At 67.0% G+C, this 15,405-nt stretch carries 12 protein-coding genes; 8 read left to right on the top strand and 4 right to left on the bottom strand.

What is annotated here, in order from left to right; translation table 11 throughout:
- Window positions 1-2: 2 nt before the first annotated feature.
- Window positions 3-986 (bottom strand): cation diffusion facilitator family transporter, encoded by a 984-nt coding sequence (locus tag ABE522_RS00060; protein ID WP_406846270.1) that lies wholly within the window; start codon window positions 984-986, stop codon window positions 3-5.
- 102 nt (window positions 987-1,088) lie between these two features.
- On the opposite strand from ABE522_RS00060, the gene ABE522_RS00055 reads away from it, so the two are divergent.
- From ABE522_RS00055 to ABE522_RS00040, 4 genes are all read left to right on the top strand, one after another.
- Window positions 1,089-1,715, top strand: coding sequence for a YiiX/YebB-like N1pC/P60 family cysteine hydrolase (locus tag ABE522_RS00055; RefSeq protein WP_346589704.1), 627 nt, complete (start codon window positions 1,089-1,091; stop codon window positions 1,713-1,715).
- The gene (locus tag ABE522_RS00050; protein ID WP_346589702.1) at window positions 1,712-2,614 is read left to right on the top strand and encodes an alpha/beta hydrolase; all 903 of its coding nucleotides are present in this window, start codon (window positions 1,712-1,714) and stop codon (window positions 2,612-2,614) included. Before ABE522_RS00055 ends, ABE522_RS00050 begins: the two co-directional genes overlap by 4 nt.
- 484 nt (window positions 2,615-3,098) lie before the next feature.
- Complete coding sequence (locus ABE522_RS00045) at window positions 3,099-5,843, top strand: hybrid sensor histidine kinase/response regulator (protein ID WP_346589883.1); 2,745 nt, start codon at window positions 3,099-3,101, stop codon at window positions 5,841-5,843.
- 104 nt (window positions 5,844-5,947) lie between these two features.
- Window positions 5,948-6,310, top strand: a complete 363-nt coding sequence (locus tag ABE522_RS00040) for a glycine zipper 2TM domain-containing protein (protein WP_042612649.1) — start codon at window positions 5,948-5,950, stop codon at window positions 6,308-6,310.
- A gap of 116 nt (window positions 6,311-6,426) precedes the next feature.
- Here the strand turns inward: ABE522_RS00040 and ABE522_RS00035 are convergent, their stop codons facing one another.
- The gene (locus ABE522_RS00035) at window positions 6,427-7,482 is read right to left on the bottom strand and encodes a threonine aldolase family protein (protein WP_346589700.1); all 1,056 of its coding nucleotides are present in this window, start codon (window positions 7,480-7,482) and stop codon (window positions 6,427-6,429) included.
- Between the two features lie 396 nt (window positions 7,483-7,878).
- Here ABE522_RS00035 and ABE522_RS00030 point away from each other — a divergent pair, with 396 nt between their 5' ends.
- Window positions 7,879-10,488, top strand: coding sequence for a TonB-dependent receptor (locus ABE522_RS00030; protein WP_406846274.1), 2,610 nt, complete (start codon window positions 7,879-7,881; stop codon window positions 10,486-10,488).
- 39 nt (window positions 10,489-10,527) lie between these two features.
- On the opposite strand, the gene ABE522_RS00025 is transcribed toward ABE522_RS00030, so the two are convergent.
- Both ABE522_RS00025 and ABE522_RS00020 read right to left on the bottom strand, forming a co-directional pair.
- Entirely contained in the window at window positions 10,528-11,631 is a 1,104-nt protein-coding gene (locus ABE522_RS00025) for a metallophosphoesterase (protein ID WP_346589699.1), read from the bottom strand.
- 114 nt (window positions 11,632-11,745) lie between these two features.
- On the bottom strand, window positions 11,746-12,183 hold the full coding sequence (locus ABE522_RS00020) for a winged helix-turn-helix transcriptional regulator (RefSeq protein WP_346589698.1): 438 nt from the start codon (window positions 12,181-12,183) through the stop codon (window positions 11,746-11,748).
- Window positions 12,184-12,264: 81 nt separating this feature from the next.
- Here ABE522_RS00020 and ABE522_RS00015 point away from each other — a divergent pair, with 81 nt between their 5' ends.
- From ABE522_RS00015 to gpmA, 3 genes are all read left to right on the top strand, one after another.
- Window positions 12,265-13,470 (top strand): MFS transporter, encoded by a 1,206-nt coding sequence (locus ABE522_RS00015; protein ID WP_346589696.1) that lies wholly within the window; start codon window positions 12,265-12,267, stop codon window positions 13,468-13,470.
- Between the two features lie 84 nt (window positions 13,471-13,554).
- Window positions 13,555-14,517 carry a cation diffusion facilitator family transporter gene (locus ABE522_RS00010; protein WP_346589695.1) on the top strand — a complete coding sequence of 321 codons (963 nt, stop codon included), beginning with the start codon at window positions 13,555-13,557 and terminating at the stop codon, window positions 14,515-14,517.
- A gap of 67 nt (window positions 14,518-14,584) precedes the next feature.
- Window positions 14,585-15,334, top strand: coding sequence for a 2,3-diphosphoglycerate-dependent phosphoglycerate mutase (gene gpmA, locus ABE522_RS00005; RefSeq protein WP_191771048.1), 750 nt, complete (start codon window positions 14,585-14,587; stop codon window positions 15,332-15,334).
- The last annotated feature ends 71 nt before the right edge of the window (window positions 15,335-15,405 follow it).

The following is a 15,405-nucleotide window of genomic DNA, read 5'->3' as shown; positions in this document are numbered from 1 at the left end:
TGTCAGGGCGGGCCGGCCAGCATTGCCGCCCGACGTGCGCGATAGACTTCGGGTGTCTGCGGTTTGATGAACAACGCGGTCAGCTCGGGATACTCGCGCTTCACCGCCTGTTCGATGCGGGTGATGCATTCCTCGATCTGCGGCGTGGTGCGGTCGTCCTCGAACTCTGCACTGAGCATCGCAACGACCTGGTTGGGTCCCATCTGCATGGTGCTCAGGCCGTTGGCGCGGCGCACGTCCGGATCGGCGCTGGCTACTTCCAGGATGCGCTCGGCCACATGCGGGTGTGCGGCCTCGCCAACGAGAAGGCCCTTGGTTTCGCGGGCCAGCAGGAAGGCGGTGGCAGCCAGCACGGCGGCAATGCACAGCGACGCCACGCCATCCAGCACCGGCATGTCCAGCAGCTGTGCGGCGAGCAGGCCGAGCATCGCAAACCCCAGGCCGAGCAGCGCCGCGCTGTCTTCCAGCAGCACGGTGAAAGTGGTGGGGTCCTTGCTGCGCCGGAACGCTTCGAAGTACCCCATGCTGCCCTTGGAGGCGCGGAATTCGCGCAGCGCGATCCACCATGAGGTCCCTTCGAACACCATCGAGACGCCCAGCACGATGTAACTCACCAGGTGGTTGGTGGCGGGTTCCGGGTGCAGGATGTGCTGCACGCCCTGGTAGCCGGACACGATGGCGCCGGCGGCGAACACCAGCAGGGCGACGATGAAACTCCAGAAGTACAGCTCGCGGCCATGGCCGAACGGATGCGTTGCATCGGGCCTGCGTTCGGCGCGGTGCAGGCCGTACAGCAACAGCAGCTCGTTGATGGTGTCGACCAGCGAATGTACGCCTTCGCTGACCATCGCCGAACTGCCGGACAGGCCGGCGGCGATGAACTTGGCGATGGCGATGGCGAGGTTGCCGGCGAGGGCGGCGTAGATGACGAGACGGGAGCCGGACGGTTTGGCCATGGCGGGGGAACCGGTGGGGGACTCCATCATCGGCAAGCGGCCGTGCCGGCTGCGTGCAGGGCGCGCTGCAGGCCGTCCCGTGGCAGGAGCGGCATGGCATCATCACGGTCTTGTCCTGCCGTGTGATCGTCCATGAGAGCCGCCCTGCTATGCCTTGCCTTGTTGTTTGCGCCGCTGCTGCCGGCGCAGGCCACGCCGCCCCAGCCCCAGAACGGCGACCTGCTGTTCGTCACCGCCGCCACCACCGGCCTGAGCGGTGCGATCAACGATGCCACCGGCAAGCCGGGCACGCTGAGCTATGACCACGTCGCGCTGATCGCACGTCAATCCGGCGGCGCGGTCGTGCTGCATGCCGATGAGAAGGGATCGCGCGAACAGACGCTGGACAGCTTCCTCGATGATGCCCGTGCCAGGCACCGCCACGTGGTGCTGTACCGCCTGAAGGGCGAACAACGTGCAGCCATTCCGGCGGCCATCGCCAAGGCGCGCACCCTGCTGGGCAAGCCCTACAACGACACCTACGTGCAGGATGAGGACAGCTACTATTGCTCGGATTTCATCGAACGTGCGTTCCGTGCGCAGCGGGTGTTCGCCACCCAGCCGATGAACTTCAAGAACCTGCAGACGGGAGAAGTGTCGCCGTACTGGGTGGAATTCTACCGCAGCCGCGGCATGGACGTGCCCCAGGGGGCGCCGGGCACCAACCCGAACGACATGGCCGCTGCGCCGGTGCTTGAGCGCATCGGGGAGCTGGAATGATGCGCCTGCTGGTATCGAGTTTGTTCGCCGTGCTGCTGGTGGGCGGTGCAAACGCGGGTGAGCGCGCCCCTGCACAGCGCGGCCACGGCCAACCGTACGAAATCATCGGCAGCCAGGTATGGGACGTGCCGGATCCCGCCTCCGGACGCGATTACCAGGTGTTCGTGCAGCTGCCTGCTTCGTATGAGAAGGAGCCTGCGCGCCGCTACCCGGTGCTGTACGTCACCGATGCCGACTATGCCTTCCCGGTACTGCGCCAGGTTGGCCGCCGGCTGGGCAGTTCGGTGCAGGAGTTCATCCTGGTCGGGGTGTCCTACGCCGTGGGTGAGGAAGGCATGCCGAGCCGCCGCCGCGACTACACGCCGACCGTCAACGGCGCAGACGGTGCGCCGGCCGATGCGGTGCATGGCGGCGGGGCGGCTCACGCCGCTTACCTGCGCGACCAGGTGCTGCCGTTCGTGGCCAGGCGCTTGCGCACCGATGAGACGCAGCGCCTGTTCCTGGGCCATTCCTACGGCGCACTGCTGGGCACGCAGATCCTGCTGAGCGAGCCATCGCTGTTTGCCGGCTATGTGCTGGGCAGCCCGTCGTACTGGTTCGACCAGCACGTCATGGAGCGCATGGAGCAGGCGTCCGCGGCAACCCTGAAGGACATGCCGGCGAAGGTGTATTTCTACATCGGCGAGTATGAGGCGAAGCGGGTCGGCGATCCGCGTTACCTGCAGGACGATGACATGGTGGAGGACGCGCGGCGCATGCAGCGCACGCTGCGCAGCCGCGGCTATCCCTCGCTGGTGATGCGGTTGGATGTATTGAACGACGAGGACCACCTGAGCATCGCGCCACGTGGTTTCACGCTGGGCCTGCGCTATCTGCTGCCGGGTAAGTCCGCACCGTAGTGGCGACCTTGGTCGCCACCTGAAGCATCCCGGTAGTGGCGACCTGGGTCGCCACCTGAGGCATCCGCCGAGCATGGCTCGGCGCTACCACGGCCAGTGCAGGACCGCCGCGCAGGGCGCCATCACCGGTTACGCGGGCTGCAGGTGGATCTGCGGGTGGCTGGCGAAGATGTCCAGCACGATGTCGAAGCAGGTGGGGCCGTGGCCCTGATTCGATGCTCATGCAGCGCCCCGCGCGGGAGCGCGTTGACACTGTTGCCGCCGCTTCTGCATTAGATTGCCCGCTTTCCTGGTCCTGGCGTGCGCAGTCTTGTCGACGTCCCCCTACCTGGGCAAGGCCCAACGCGGATTCCCCTTCACTGTCGGGGAGGCGGCCGACCGCGTGCGTGGCCATGACTGGCACGCTACTTCGCTTGGCCATCCGGATGGCTGGCCACCCGCGCTGCGGCATGCCACCAGCCTGATGCTGGCCAGCCCGGAGAGCATGTACCTGGCATGGGGCGATGACCTGGTGTTCCTGTTCAATGATGCCTACAGCCCGATCCTCGGCCCGCGGCTCGAACAGGCGATGGGCGCGCCGCTGCGCACGCTGTGGGCGGACGCCTGGGATGCAGTGAAGGTGCCGGTGGAACAGGCCCTGGCCGGCGGATCATCGCGCTATGTCGATATGCCGGTACGGATGAACCGCTATGGCGTCGAAGAAGAGACCTGGTGGACCTTCTCGTTCTCGCCGATCCATCGTGAAGACGGCAGCATCGGCGGCGTATTCTGCGTGACCCGCGAAGTCACCCAGGCCACCGTGGCGCAGCGGCGGCTGGCCCATGAGAACGAGCGGCTGATCGCGCTGTTTGAGAAATCACCGATGTTCATGGCCTTCCTGAGTGGGCCGGAGCACCGGGTGGAGCTGGCCAATCCGCGATACGCCGAGATGGTCGGGAATCGGCCGGTGATCGGCCAGCGGCTGGCCGATGCGATCCCGGAAGTGATCGACCAGGGCTACCTGCCGCTGCTGGACCAGGTGTACCGCAACGGGGAGACATACACCGGCACGGAGGTCACCTATGACCCGGTCGCTGCCGATGGCGGCACGGCCGAGCCCCGCAAGCTGGACATCGTGTTCCAGCCGGTCAAGGACGAGGCGGGCCAGTCGATCGGCGTGTTCGTGCAGGGCCTGGATGTCACCTCGCAGGTGGCGTTGCAGCGCAGGCTCAGGCGCAGCGAGGCGCGGCACCGGCAGATCATGGACAGTGCGATGGACTACGCCATCTTCGCCATGGACCTGGAAGGGCGCATCACACTGTGGAACGAAGGTGCACGGCATACGCTCGGCTGGACCGAAGCGGAGATGCTGGGGCAGACCCCCGAGCGCTTCTACCTGGAGAAGGATCGCCGGGCAGGCCGGTTCCAGCACGGGATGAAGGTGGCGTTGGCCGAAGGCGGCCTGTCCGGCGAGCGCCCGTTCCTGCGCAAGTCCGGCGAGACGTTCTGGGCGCAGGGCGCACTGACCCTGTTGCGTGACGAGGAGGGCACCGCGATCGGCTTCGTCATCGTGCTGCGCGACCGCACCCTGGAGCGCGCTGCGATCGATGCCCTTGCCGCCAGCGAGCGGCGGCTTGGCGCGCTGGTCGCTGCCTCTTCGCAGGTGCTGTATGCGCTGTCGGCGGACTGGCGCGAGCGCCGGCAGATCCTGCGCCAGGGCGATACCGCGCAACTGCTGCCACCGGACTGGAACTGGCGGGAAGCGTTCGTGCATCCTGATGACCGCGCCATGGTGGATGCCGCCATTGCCGAGGCGGACCGGCAGAAGAAGCCGTTCGAGATCCAGCACCGCACGCCGCTGCGCAACGGCAGCCATCGCTGGGTGTTGATGCGCGTGGTACCCCTGTTGGATGCGGACGGGTCGGTCAGCGAATGGTTCGGCACGGCCACGGACATCACCGGGAAACGCGAGGCCGAAGAGCGGCTGCAGCAGCTCACCGTGACCCTGGAAGAGCGCGTGCGCGAACGCAGTGCCGAGTTGCTGATGACCGAAGAAAAGCTGCGGCAGAGCCAGAAAATGGAAGCGGTCGGCCAGCTTACCGGCGGCATTGCGCATGATTTCAATAATCTGCTGACGTCGGTGTCGATGGGACTGGAACTGCTGGAAATGCGGGTCGCGCAGGGGCGTATCGACGACCTGGGCCGCTACGTGGAGATGGCGCGTTCCGGTGCCGACCGCGCTGCGGCGCTGACCCAGAGACTGCTGGCGTTCTCGCGGCGGCAGACCCTCGCCCCCACCGGCGTGGTGGTGGAGCAGATGGTGCTCGGGATGATGGAGATCATCGCGCGCTCGCTGGGACCGTCGATCGCCATCAGCACCGCTTTCGACGATGGCGGTGCCGCGGTGCAGGTCGACGGGCCCCAGCTGGAGAATGCGCTGTTGAACCTGTGCATCAATGCACGCGATGCCATGCCTGATGGCGGAACACTGGACATCAGCAGCCACGCCGTCGAACTGGCCGGTACCGATGCAGCGGCGCTTGAACTTCCGCCTGGCCCCTATGTGCGCTTGTCGGTGCGCGACAGCGGCACGGGCATGGAAGCGGACGTCGTAGCCAAGGTATTCGAGCCGTTCTTCACTACCAAGCCGATCGGCCAGGGCACCGGCCTCGGGCTGTCGATGATCTACGGGTTCACGCGGCAGTCCGGTGGCCAGGTCCAGGTGGACTCGCGTCCCATGCAGGGCACCACGATGCATCTCTACCTGCCGCGGATGGCCGAAGGCATGCAGGCGCCGGCGGACCCAGCGGCGGCGGTGGCCGAGAACGAAGTGCGACGCGGGCCGATGCGCACCGTGCTGCTGGTGGAAGACGAAACCGCGGTGCGCGTACTGGTCAGTGAGGTGCTGGTGTCGGCAGGCTATCGGGTGATCGAAGCCTCCGAGGGGCCGCCTGCCTTGGACGTGTTGCGCTCGGTGGAGCCGATCGATCTTCTGCTGACCGACGTCGGGCTGACCGGACCCTTGAATGGCCGGCAGGTCGCCGACGCCGGCCGGCAATGCCGACCCGGCTTGCCGGTCATGTTCATCACCGGCTACGCGGCCAGTGCGGCGGTCGGCGCCGGGCACATGGAGGCGGGCATGGAAGTACTGGCCAAGCCGTTTTCCGCGGCCGAACTGGTGCGTCGCGCGGACGCCTTGCTGGCCCGCAGCGAAGACGCGCCCCGGTCGCCACGGCCCACCGCTGGCTGAACAGGGCGACCCGCCTGCACAGTTCCTGCACGGGAATTCACCCGGGTTTGCCAACGCCAAGGGAAGACTGTCGGCATACACCCGGACCGTGAAGGAGTCCCCCGATGAAGATGTCCATCTCCCTTTTGTGCGCTGGCGCCCTGATGGCCGCATCCTCGGCGGTGTCCGCGCAGACCTACGGCCCGCGCGATGAAGGCCGCCGCTTCGACGACGGCAGCCGCGTGGTGTGCCGCAACGTGGAAGTACAGCGCAACAGCAAGGATTCCAACCGCATCGCAGGTACCGCCACCGGTGCGGTGGTGGGTGGCCTGCTCGGCAACCAGATCGGTGGCGGCAACGGCAAGAAGCTGGCCACTGTCGCCGGTGCGGTGGCTGGCGGCGCGGCAGGCCGCAACATCCAGGGCCGTCACCAGCAGAAGACCGGTGATCGCGTGGTCGAGCGTCGCTGCGAGCGCGAGTACAGGTAAGACCGCTGACAGGCGCAACGCGACTGTCATGGCAGCAACAGGAGGGCGGCTTCGGCCGCCTTCCTGCGTTCCTGGCACGCCCGACGACCACGTAGGAGCGTAGCCGCCTGCCGGCATCAGCCGCCCAGCACCCCGGCGAATTCATCCAGCTGCTGCTGGCTGGTCGACCACGCCGTGACAAAGCGCACCGGTACCTCATCGGCGCCCAGCGGCATCGAGGTCGGCAGGCTGTCCGGATACCAGTCGTAGCACTCCGCGCCCGCGTCCCGCAGGCGTTCGAGCAGGGCCTTGGGCATCACCACGAACACTTCGTTGGCCTGCACCGGCCAGGCCAGGCGGATGCCTGCATGCGCCTGCAGGGAGACGGCGAGCACCTGTGCGGCGTGGTTCGCCTGGTGGGCGAGGTCCAGCCAATGGTCGTCCTGCAGCCAGGCGGTGAACTGGGCACCGAACAGGCGTCCCTTGGATACCAGCTGGCCCGCGCGCTTGCGCCGGTAATCGAATCCTTCGGCAAGTTCCGGCTTGAAGAAGACCACCGCCTCTGCCGCCAACGCGCCGTCCTTGGACGCACCGAAGGACAGCACGTCGATGCCGGCGTGCACGGTCATTTCGGCAGGCGTGCAGCCCAGCGCCGCCACCGCGTTGGCCAGGCGCGCCCCATCCATGTGCACGTGCAGGCCATGCTCATGGGCGAGGTCGGACAGCGCCTTCAGTTCGGCGGGCGTGTATACCAGGCCGTTTTCGGTGGCCTGTGCCAGCGACACTGCGGCCGGCTTGACGCTGTGCGGCCGCGCATCGGGCAGCCGCTTGAGCGTATCGCGCAGCGCCGCCGGGGTGATCTTGCCGCTGTCGGTGGCGATCGGCAGCAGGCGCGCGCCACCGGTGAAGAACTCCGGTGCAGTGGATTCATCGCTGATCAGGTGCGCCTGTGCATGGCACAGGATGGCATTCCAGGGCTGCGCCACTGCAGACAGGGCAAGGCAGTTGGCGGCGGTGCCGGTGGCCACGAAGAAGGCTTTGACGTCGTGCTCGAACACGCGCGCGATCGCCTGTTCGGCCTGGCGGGTCCACGCATCGTTGCCATACGAGGCGGCGGTGCCCGAGGACGCCGCGATCAGTGCATCGAGGATGCGTGGCGAAACGCCGGACTGGTTGTCACTGCCGAAATTCATGGAAGGCCTTTCATTGGATGACATTGGCAAAGCGTACCGCGTGCAACCCGCCCGTGGCTTATGGATCTGATCCGTGCACTGCATGTGCAGGAGCGTGTGCGGCGCGCAACGACTCGATCACCGGCAGCGAACGTAAATTTACGTTTTCGGTTGCTCTAATGCGCACGACCGATCTGTCGGGATCGGCACACAACTCGTCACCCCGTCCAGCGCTGCCTGCCTGGCGCGTGCTCCCCCAGGATCCTCCTGCGCACCCGTTGCTGCCGGCCGGGAAGGTGCATGCCCTCGTCTGGCGCCGCACCTCGAAAGGAACACCCCTGCATGTCCCGATCCGCTCCCCCGCGCCGCCGCCGCATGCCAGCGCCCCTCCTGCTTCGGCGCTCGCTGCTTCCTTCGATGATCCTGGGCATGGTGGGCACTGCGCAGGCGCAGGCGCCGGCGCCGGCCACGGCCACGGCCACGGCATCGGAACCGTCCGCGCCGGTGGCTGCACAGGAACTGGATTCGGTGCAGGTGCGCGGTGTGCGCGGCAGTGCGACCGGCGCGGTGGAGGCCAAGCAGGCCAAGGCGGAGATCAGCGATTCGGTGGTCGCTGAAGACATCGGCAAGCTGCCTGACAACAGCGTGGCCGCCGCACTGCAGCGGGTCACCGGTGTGCAGGTGGCGCGTGGCGGTGCGGAAGTCGGCACGGTGCTGGTACGCGGGCTGCCGGACGTGGTGACGACCTTCGACGGCCGCAACGTGTTCACCGCCAGCGGGCGCGGCATTGCCCTGCAGGACATCCCGGCCGACCTGCTGCAGAGCGTGGATGTCTACAAGACCGGCAGCGCGAAGTTCCTGGAAGGGGGCATCGGCGGCAGCATCGACGTGCACCTGCGCAAGCCGTTCGACCTGGACAAGGACACCACGCTTGCCGGCAGCATCAGTGCCGTCCGCGGTGACCAGGCAGGGGACACCAAGCCCAACGGCAGCCTGACCGCAGCACACAACTGGGACAGCGGACACGGGCGGATGGGCGTGCTGGGCAGCGTCTCGCTGCAGCAGCGCCCCTACCAGGAAAGCAACAGCTTCCATGGCACCTACGACCGTGTTGCCAATCCGGCTGATCCCTCCCAGGAGATCTTCGTGCCGTACAACGCCGGCGGGCTGGTGGCGAACAACACGCACAAGCGGCGCGCGGCCAACTTCACCTTCCAATGGGCGCCGACGGACAACAGCGAGGTCTATCTCGATACCTTCTATGTCAATTACGAGGGCCGCAACAACGTCAACTACTGGATGCCGTTCCCCGGCCTGGTGAACCCAGGCAACGTGGAATCAGTGAGCCTCCGCCCCGGCAGCAACGTGATGGACGGTTTCGTCGCGCGTGACCTCTATACCCTGTCCAGCACGCAGGCACACAAGCAGACCTCCGATACCTTCCAGGCCGCGCTGGGCGGCAAGTGGCACAACGACACCATCAGCCTTTCCACCGAACTGGCCTATACCTGGAGCACCAACAAACACCGTGCGATGACCCTGGACATGGGCATGGATGCGCCGTTGATGCATATGCGCGATGCCGGTGGCGTGCCCGATACGTGGGTCACCCACGCCGATGGCTCGGCATACGATGTCACCAACCCGGCCAACTGGTACCTCAGCCAGTACTACGACAGCTGGGACGAACAGAAAGGCGAGGAGTGGGCATGGCGCGGCGACAGCACGTTCCAGTTCGACGCCGGTCCGTTCAGTTCACTCGATGCGGGGCTGCGGATCAGCCGTCGCACTGCTTCCAACCACGGCGGCGATCCGGGCGCGATGGACAACATCACCGGCAGCCGGGTGTACGCCCGCGATGTCCCCGGGCTGGCCGACGTATCACCCGGTGGCATGCTGGATGGCGCCCGCGCGTTCTCCACCGACCGCTGGGCGGTTGCCAACGCGGCCTACCTGCTGCAGCAGACCGCGCAGCTGCGCCAGGTCATGGGCCAGTCGCCGGACGCACCGGCCGAGCTGGCCTCGCTGTTCTTCGACAACCGCGAAGACAACTACGCCGCCTACCTGCAGCTCAACTGGGGCACTACGCTGGGCAGCATCCCGGTGGATGGCCGCATCGGGGTGCGCGCCACCCGGCTGGAATCCGAGCTCAGCGGCACGCGGACCCTCGACGGCGTGGACGTACCCAGCCGGATAGCGACATCGCAGACGAAATTCCTGCCCAACGCCAGCGCCAATTTCTCGCTGCGTGAAGACCTGGTCCTGAGGCTGTCCGGGAGCCAGACCATCGCCCGGCCGAACTTCGCCGACCTCAATCCGCAGTTGAGCCTGTATGAGTCCACCGATACGCTGCCGGCGCGAGGCAACGGCGGTAATCCAGAGCTGCAGGCGGTGGAATCGAAGAACCTGGATGCTTCGCTGGAGTGGTATTTCCAGCCCGGCTCGTTGGTGTCGGCTGCTGTGTTCCACCGCAGGCTGGACGGCTATGTGCAGCGCTATGCCGATGATGAGGTGATCGGTGGCACCACGTATTCCATCACCCGCCCGCGCAATACGGGCGAAGGCACGTTGAAGGGATTCGAGGTGGGTTACAGCCAGTTCTACGACTTCCTGCCGGGCTGGCTGTCCGGCTTCGGGACCCAGCTCAACTACACCCGCATCAGCGCCGAAGCCGAGTCGCCGACCGGGCAGATGCAGCCGCTGACCAATGTGTCCAAGCATGCCTTCAACGCCGTGCTGATGTATCAGTACGACCGCTTCTCAGCCCGCCTGGCCTGGAACCGTCGTACCGACTATACGGCCAGCTTCAACAGTTCCGGAGACCAGCCCAGCGAGATCCGGCATGCCGACGAGGACTGGCTGGACGTCGCGCTGAACTACGACGTCAACGAGCGCGTCACCGTGTTCGCCGAAGCAACCAACCTGCTTGGCGGTTCGACCCGCAACTACTTCGGCAGTCCGGCCTTCCCGCGTGATTTCGCCTCGCCCGAGCGGACCTACACGGTGGGGGCGCGCTTCCGGCTGTGACTGCGGCTGAAGGGGCCATGGTTCGCCGGGAGGGGAGACTCAGTCGTCGAGCCCGGTCACGCCGGGCGCGAGCGGAATCCGGCTGCCGTCCAGCAGGCCACGGCTCAGCCGGCCTTCTTCGATGAACAACAGTTCGCCGTTCTGGCCGTTCTTGATGCTGCTGTCGACCGCGATGACGCGGTCGCCATGGAAGCTGCTGACGTGGGGCATCGAGGTGTGGCCGACCACGATGCGTTTCAGTCCGAGACGATCCAGCACCGCCTGCACGCCATCAGTATCCAGCCGGCCATCGAAATAGCCGCGGTACCAGATCGGGCTGGTCTTGCCATCGTACAGCGACGCGGTGGCCGGGTCGGCTTTCACCTGCCCGCGCGGGAGACCCAGCGAGGACCGGTAGGCGGCATTGGTCGCCGCCGGATCCAGCGCCAGCGCGAGTGCGTCCGGTGAGATGCCCCCGTGCAGGAACAGCGTATCGCCGATGCGCAGCAGGACCGGCCGGGTGCGCAGCCATTGGCCGATCACCGAGTCAGGGCCGTACAGCTGCGGATAGCTGCGACCCAGCAGCTGCGCACTGCGCAGGTACTTCGGGTTGACGTAGCGCAGGTCGTCGTACAGCACCATCGTCTCGTGGTTGCCCAGGACGAAGTGCACCGCGCCGCCCGCAGCGCTGGCCTGCTGCTGCAGGCCATACAGCAGCCAGAAGGCCTCGGTCACCTTTGGCCCGCGATCAAACACATCGCCTGCCACGACCAGTGTGTCGGTACCCCGCGCCCAGCGGTCCTGCGCATCGATGATGCCGTTGGCGCGCAGCAGCTGCACCAGCAGGTCGTACTGGCCGTGGATGTCGGACAGTACCACCACGCGCGGCACGGCAGGCAGTACGTCCACCGCAGCGACCGCCCCGGGGGCGACGTCCACGGGGTGCGGATAACCACAGACCGGCGCGACCTGGGGGGCGGTCTGCTCGCGGGTGACCACCTTGTCATCGCATATCCAGCGCGCCTGCAACTGCTCGCCGTCACGCACGATGTAAGGACCATCGGCGTCGACGTGGGCGGCTGGCGCAGGGACTTCGCGCGCGCTGGATGCCGTGCTTGCAAGCAGGCCGGAAAGCAGCAGAAGGGACGTGGTGCGGCGGATCATGGCGGGACATCCGGAGGGGAATCGGGCAGGGCGCAGTGGCCCGACCTGATCCTACCCGCTGTGCGGATGCCGGGTCAGCGCCGTGCTGCCGACCCCTCGATCGCGGGATGCGGATCAGCCCTGGTCGAGCTTGAGCACCATGGTGTCGGCGGCCTCCAGCACGCGGCCTCGCGGCGTGCGCGGTTGCATGTACGGCAGTTCGCGGCCGCTGTTGCGCTCCACCAGCCGCGAGTGCGGCTCACCCGGGGTGAAGCGTTGCGCCTGGCCCCACTGCCGCAACGCAACCACGACCGGGAACAGCGCAGTGCCCGCGTCGGTGAGCACGTACTGCTGGTAAGAGGTTCCATCGGCGGCCGGCTGCAATGCCAGCACGCCCCCGTCGACCAGGCGGCGCAGACGGTCGCTGAGGATGTTGCGGGCTACGCCCAGACTGCGCTGGAAGTCGCTGAAGCGGTGTACGCCATCGAAGGCGTCGCGGACGATCAGCAGGATCCAGCGGTCGCCGAGCAGCTCGGTGGCGCGGGCCACGGGGCAGGGGGAGGAACTGGGCATGGTCGGCTCCGTCATGGATTCTGGTTGCATTTTAAAACCGAAATGCCTACGGTGCGAGCGGTTGCATTTTGAAACTGATATATGACGAAGCCACGATCCTCCCCCTTTTTTTTCGACCCTACGCTGTTCCTGCTTGCCAGCGCAGCCGGCGCCAGCGTTGCGAACGTGTACTACGCACAGCCACTGCTGGAGCGCCTGGCCGAAGCCTTCCAGATGGATGCCGCGATGGCCGGAATGGTGGTGGCGGCCACCCAGGTGGGCAGCGTGCTTGCGCTGTTGATCCTGCTGCCGCTTGCCGATCGGCACGAACGCCGGGGCCTGCTGTTGCTGCAGTTCGGTCTGCTGGCGTTGTCGCTGCTGTGGCTGGCTGCCGCGCGCGGGAGCGTGTCCCTGCTGGTCGGCATGCTGCTGGTCGGGCTGTTCGGGACGGCCTGCACGCAGGCATTGATCACCTGCACGGCGGCGATGGCCGCCCCTGCGGTACGCGGCCGCCACGTCGGCACCGTGCAGGGTGGCGTGTTCGTTGGCCTGCTGCTGGCGCGCGTGGTGTCCGGGACGGTAGCCGCCGGGCTGGGATGGCGCGTGGTGTACGCGGGTTCGGCGGTGCTGATAACCGCCTTGGCGCTCCTGCTGTGGCGGTGCTTGCCACCGATGCCGGTGGTGCAGGCGCGAGTCCATCAACGCGGCGTCATGGCGTCGATGTGGCGGCTGCTGTGCGTGGACTCCACGCTGCGCGAACGGGGCGTGCTGGCATTGCTGCTGTTCGCCGGCCTCAACCTGTTCTGGAGTGCGGCGTCGCTTGCGCTGTCGGCACCGCCGTTGTCCTGGTCCACGACGGGTATCGGTGCGCTGGGCCTGGCCGGGCTGGCGGGCGCCTTGCTGGCGGGGCGGGTGGGCCGCTGGATGGACCACGGTCATGGGCGCGCGGTGAGCGCTGCGGCCTTGTTGCTGATGCTGCTGGCATGGCTGCCGCTGCTGCAGCTGCCCTCTTCACTGGGATGGCTGCTGCTGGGCATCGTGTTGCTGGACCTTGGCGGCCAGGCCTTGCACGTGAGCAACCAGGCGCTGGTGCTGCGGGCGGCGGAGCCCGTGCACGGGCAGCTGATCGCGCTGTACATGCTGTTCTATGCGGTGGGCAGCGGCATCGGGGCGGCGGCCGGCCCCGCGCTGCAGGCGCACATGGGGTGGACGGGGGTCTGCATTGCCGGCGCGGGCGTTGCGCTGCTGGCCTGCCTCTGGTGGGGCGCGGCGCGCTGTCGCAGGGCCACCCTGGCGCGCTGCACCTGACGCGTCGAGGGCGATGTTATAACCGGTGTGATGGTATCCCCTGCACGCGGGGCGTAGCCTGCCGGCAACACACAGGAGACCCCGATGGGCCACGACCACAACCATCTTCCCACTGAAATCCGCCACGAAAAGCCGCTGTGGTGGGCACTGGGCCTGACCGCCGCGTTCCTGCTGGTGGAAATCATCGGCGCGTTCGTCACCAACAGCCTGGCGCTGCTGTCCGATGCGGCGCACATGGCCACCGATACCCTGGCGCTGATGATCGCGCTGGTCGCGGTGCGGCTGAGCCGGCGTCCCCCCGATGCCCGCCGGACCTACGGCTACGCGCGGCTGGAAGCGCTGGGGGCGATGTTCAATGGTGGCATGTTGTTCGTGGTGGCCGGCTACATCCTGTGGGAGGCCATCGCCCGGTTCCGCCAGCCGCAGGAGATCGCTTCCACCGGCATGCTGGTGATCGCCGCAGTGGGCCTGGCGGTGAACCTGGTGTCGATGCGCCTGCTCAAGGCCGGTAGCGGCGAAAGCCTGAACGTGAAAGGCGCGTACCTGGAAGTCTGGGCGGACATGCTGGGATCGGTGGCGGTGATCATCGGCGCGCTGCTGATCCGCTGGACCGGGTGGAAGGTGATCGATCCGATCCTGGCCGTGCTGATCGGCCTGTGGGTGCTGCCGCGGACCTGGGTGCTGATGCGTGAAGCGATCAACGTGCTGCTGGAAGGCGTGCCGAAAGGCATCGTGCTGGCCGAGGTGCGCAGCAGCCTGTGCAACCACGGCGCGGTGGTGGACGTGCACGACCTGCACGTATGGGCCCTGGCCTCCAGCACGCCGGCGTTGAGCGCCCACGTGGTGCTGCGCGACGGTGCCGATGCGGACCAGGTGCGGCGCGAGCTGGCCGATGCCCTGCACGAGCGCCACGACATCGACCATGTGACCCTGCAACTGGAGGCCGAGCATTGTGGCGATGCCTGCGCGGTGGGACCGGCGCCGGAGATACGCGGCCACGGTCACGACCACGACCGTCACGGCCATCATGGCCATGTCCACCACTGAGCCGGCGCCCGGCGTTCTTTCACCGTCTACAATGGCCGCCTGCCTTCCCGACGTTGGAGACCCTGCAGTGACTCGTAAACTCGTACTGTTGCGCCACGGCCAGAGCCAGTGGAACCTGGACAACCGCTTCACTGGTTGGGTCGACGTGGAGCTGACCGACAAGGGGCGCCAGGAAGCGGCTGCCGCCGGTCGCCTGATGCGCGAAGAAGGCCTGCAGTTCGACGTGGCCCATACCTCCGTGCTCAAGCGTGCCATCCACACCCTGCAGGGTGCACTGGCCGAAATGGACCAGGACTGGTTGCCGGTCAGCAAGAGCTGGCGCTTGAACGAACGCCATTACGGCGGCCTGCAGGGCTTGGACAAGGCGGAAACCGCGGCAAAGCATGGCGAGGACCAGGTCAAGATCTGGCGCCGCTCCTACGACATCCCGCCGCCGACGATGGATATCGAAGATCCGGGCCATCCGCTGCACGACCGCCGCTATGCCACGCTGGACCGCAACGCGCTGCCGGGTACCGAATCGCTGGCCACCACGCTGGACCGCGTGCTGCCGTACTGGTTCGATTCGATCGCCCCGCAGTTGAAGGACGGCAAGACCGTGCTGGTCACCGCGCATGGCAACTCGCTGCGCGCGCTGTACAAGTACCTCAACAACGTTTCGCGCGAGCAGATCCTGGAACTGAACATTCCGACCGGCATCCCGCTGCTGTTCGAGCTCAACGATGACCTGACGGTGCAGTCGTTCCGTTACCTCGGCGACCCGGAAGCCGCGCGCAAGGCCGCCGAAGCGGTGGCCAACCAGGGCAAGGCGAAGTAAAGGCGGTTGTAGTGCCGACCTTGGTCGGCAGTCGTTGCAAAGGTGCCCCCCCAGGTCGGCACAACATTACC

Source organism: Stenotrophomonas lacuserhaii (assembly GCF_039674585.1).
Lineage (GTDB): Bacteria > Pseudomonadota > Gammaproteobacteria > Xanthomonadales > Xanthomonadaceae > Stenotrophomonas > Stenotrophomonas pennii_A.
This window is presented reverse-complemented; position numbering and strand designations above follow the sequence as displayed.

What these genes read in the sequence shown, in the direction of transcription:
- ABE522_RS00025 (WP_346589699.1), bottom strand. Translation starts at nt 11,631, where the DNA reads ATGATCCGCCGCACCACGTCCCTTCTGCTGCTTTCCGGCCTGCTTGCA.
- ABE522_RS00020 (WP_346589698.1), bottom strand. Translation starts at nt 12,183, where the DNA reads ATGCCCAGTTCCTCCCCCTGCCCCGTGGCCCGCGCCACCGAGCTGCTC.
- ABE522_RS00030 (WP_406846274.1), top strand. Translation starts at nt 7,879, where the DNA reads ATGATCCTGGGCATGGTGGGCACTGCGCAGGCGCAGGCGCCGGCGCCG.
- ABE522_RS00045 (WP_346589883.1), top strand. Translation starts at nt 3,099, where the DNA reads ATGTACCTGGCATGGGGCGATGACCTGGTGTTCCTGTTCAATGATGCC.
- ABE522_RS00040 (WP_042612649.1), top strand. Translation starts at nt 5,948, where the DNA reads ATGAAGATGTCCATCTCCCTTTTGTGCGCTGGCGCCCTGATGGCCGCA.
- ABE522_RS00010 (WP_346589695.1), top strand. Translation starts at nt 13,555, where the DNA reads ATGGGCCACGACCACAACCATCTTCCCACTGAAATCCGCCACGAAAAG.
- ABE522_RS00050 (WP_346589702.1), top strand. Translation starts at nt 1,712, where the DNA reads ATGATGCGCCTGCTGGTATCGAGTTTGTTCGCCGTGCTGCTGGTGGGC.
- ABE522_RS00055 (WP_346589704.1), top strand. Translation starts at nt 1,089, where the DNA reads ATGAGAGCCGCCCTGCTATGCCTTGCCTTGTTGTTTGCGCCGCTGCTG.
- ABE522_RS00015 (WP_346589696.1), top strand. Translation starts at nt 12,265, where the DNA reads ATGACGAAGCCACGATCCTCCCCCTTTTTTTTCGACCCTACGCTGTTC.
- ABE522_RS00035 (WP_346589700.1), bottom strand. Translation starts at nt 7,482, where the DNA reads ATGAATTTCGGCAGTGACAACCAGTCCGGCGTTTCGCCACGCATCCTC.
- ABE522_RS00060 (WP_406846270.1), bottom strand. Translation starts at nt 986, where the DNA reads ATGATGGAGTCCCCCACCGGTTCCCCCGCCATGGCCAAACCGTCCGGC.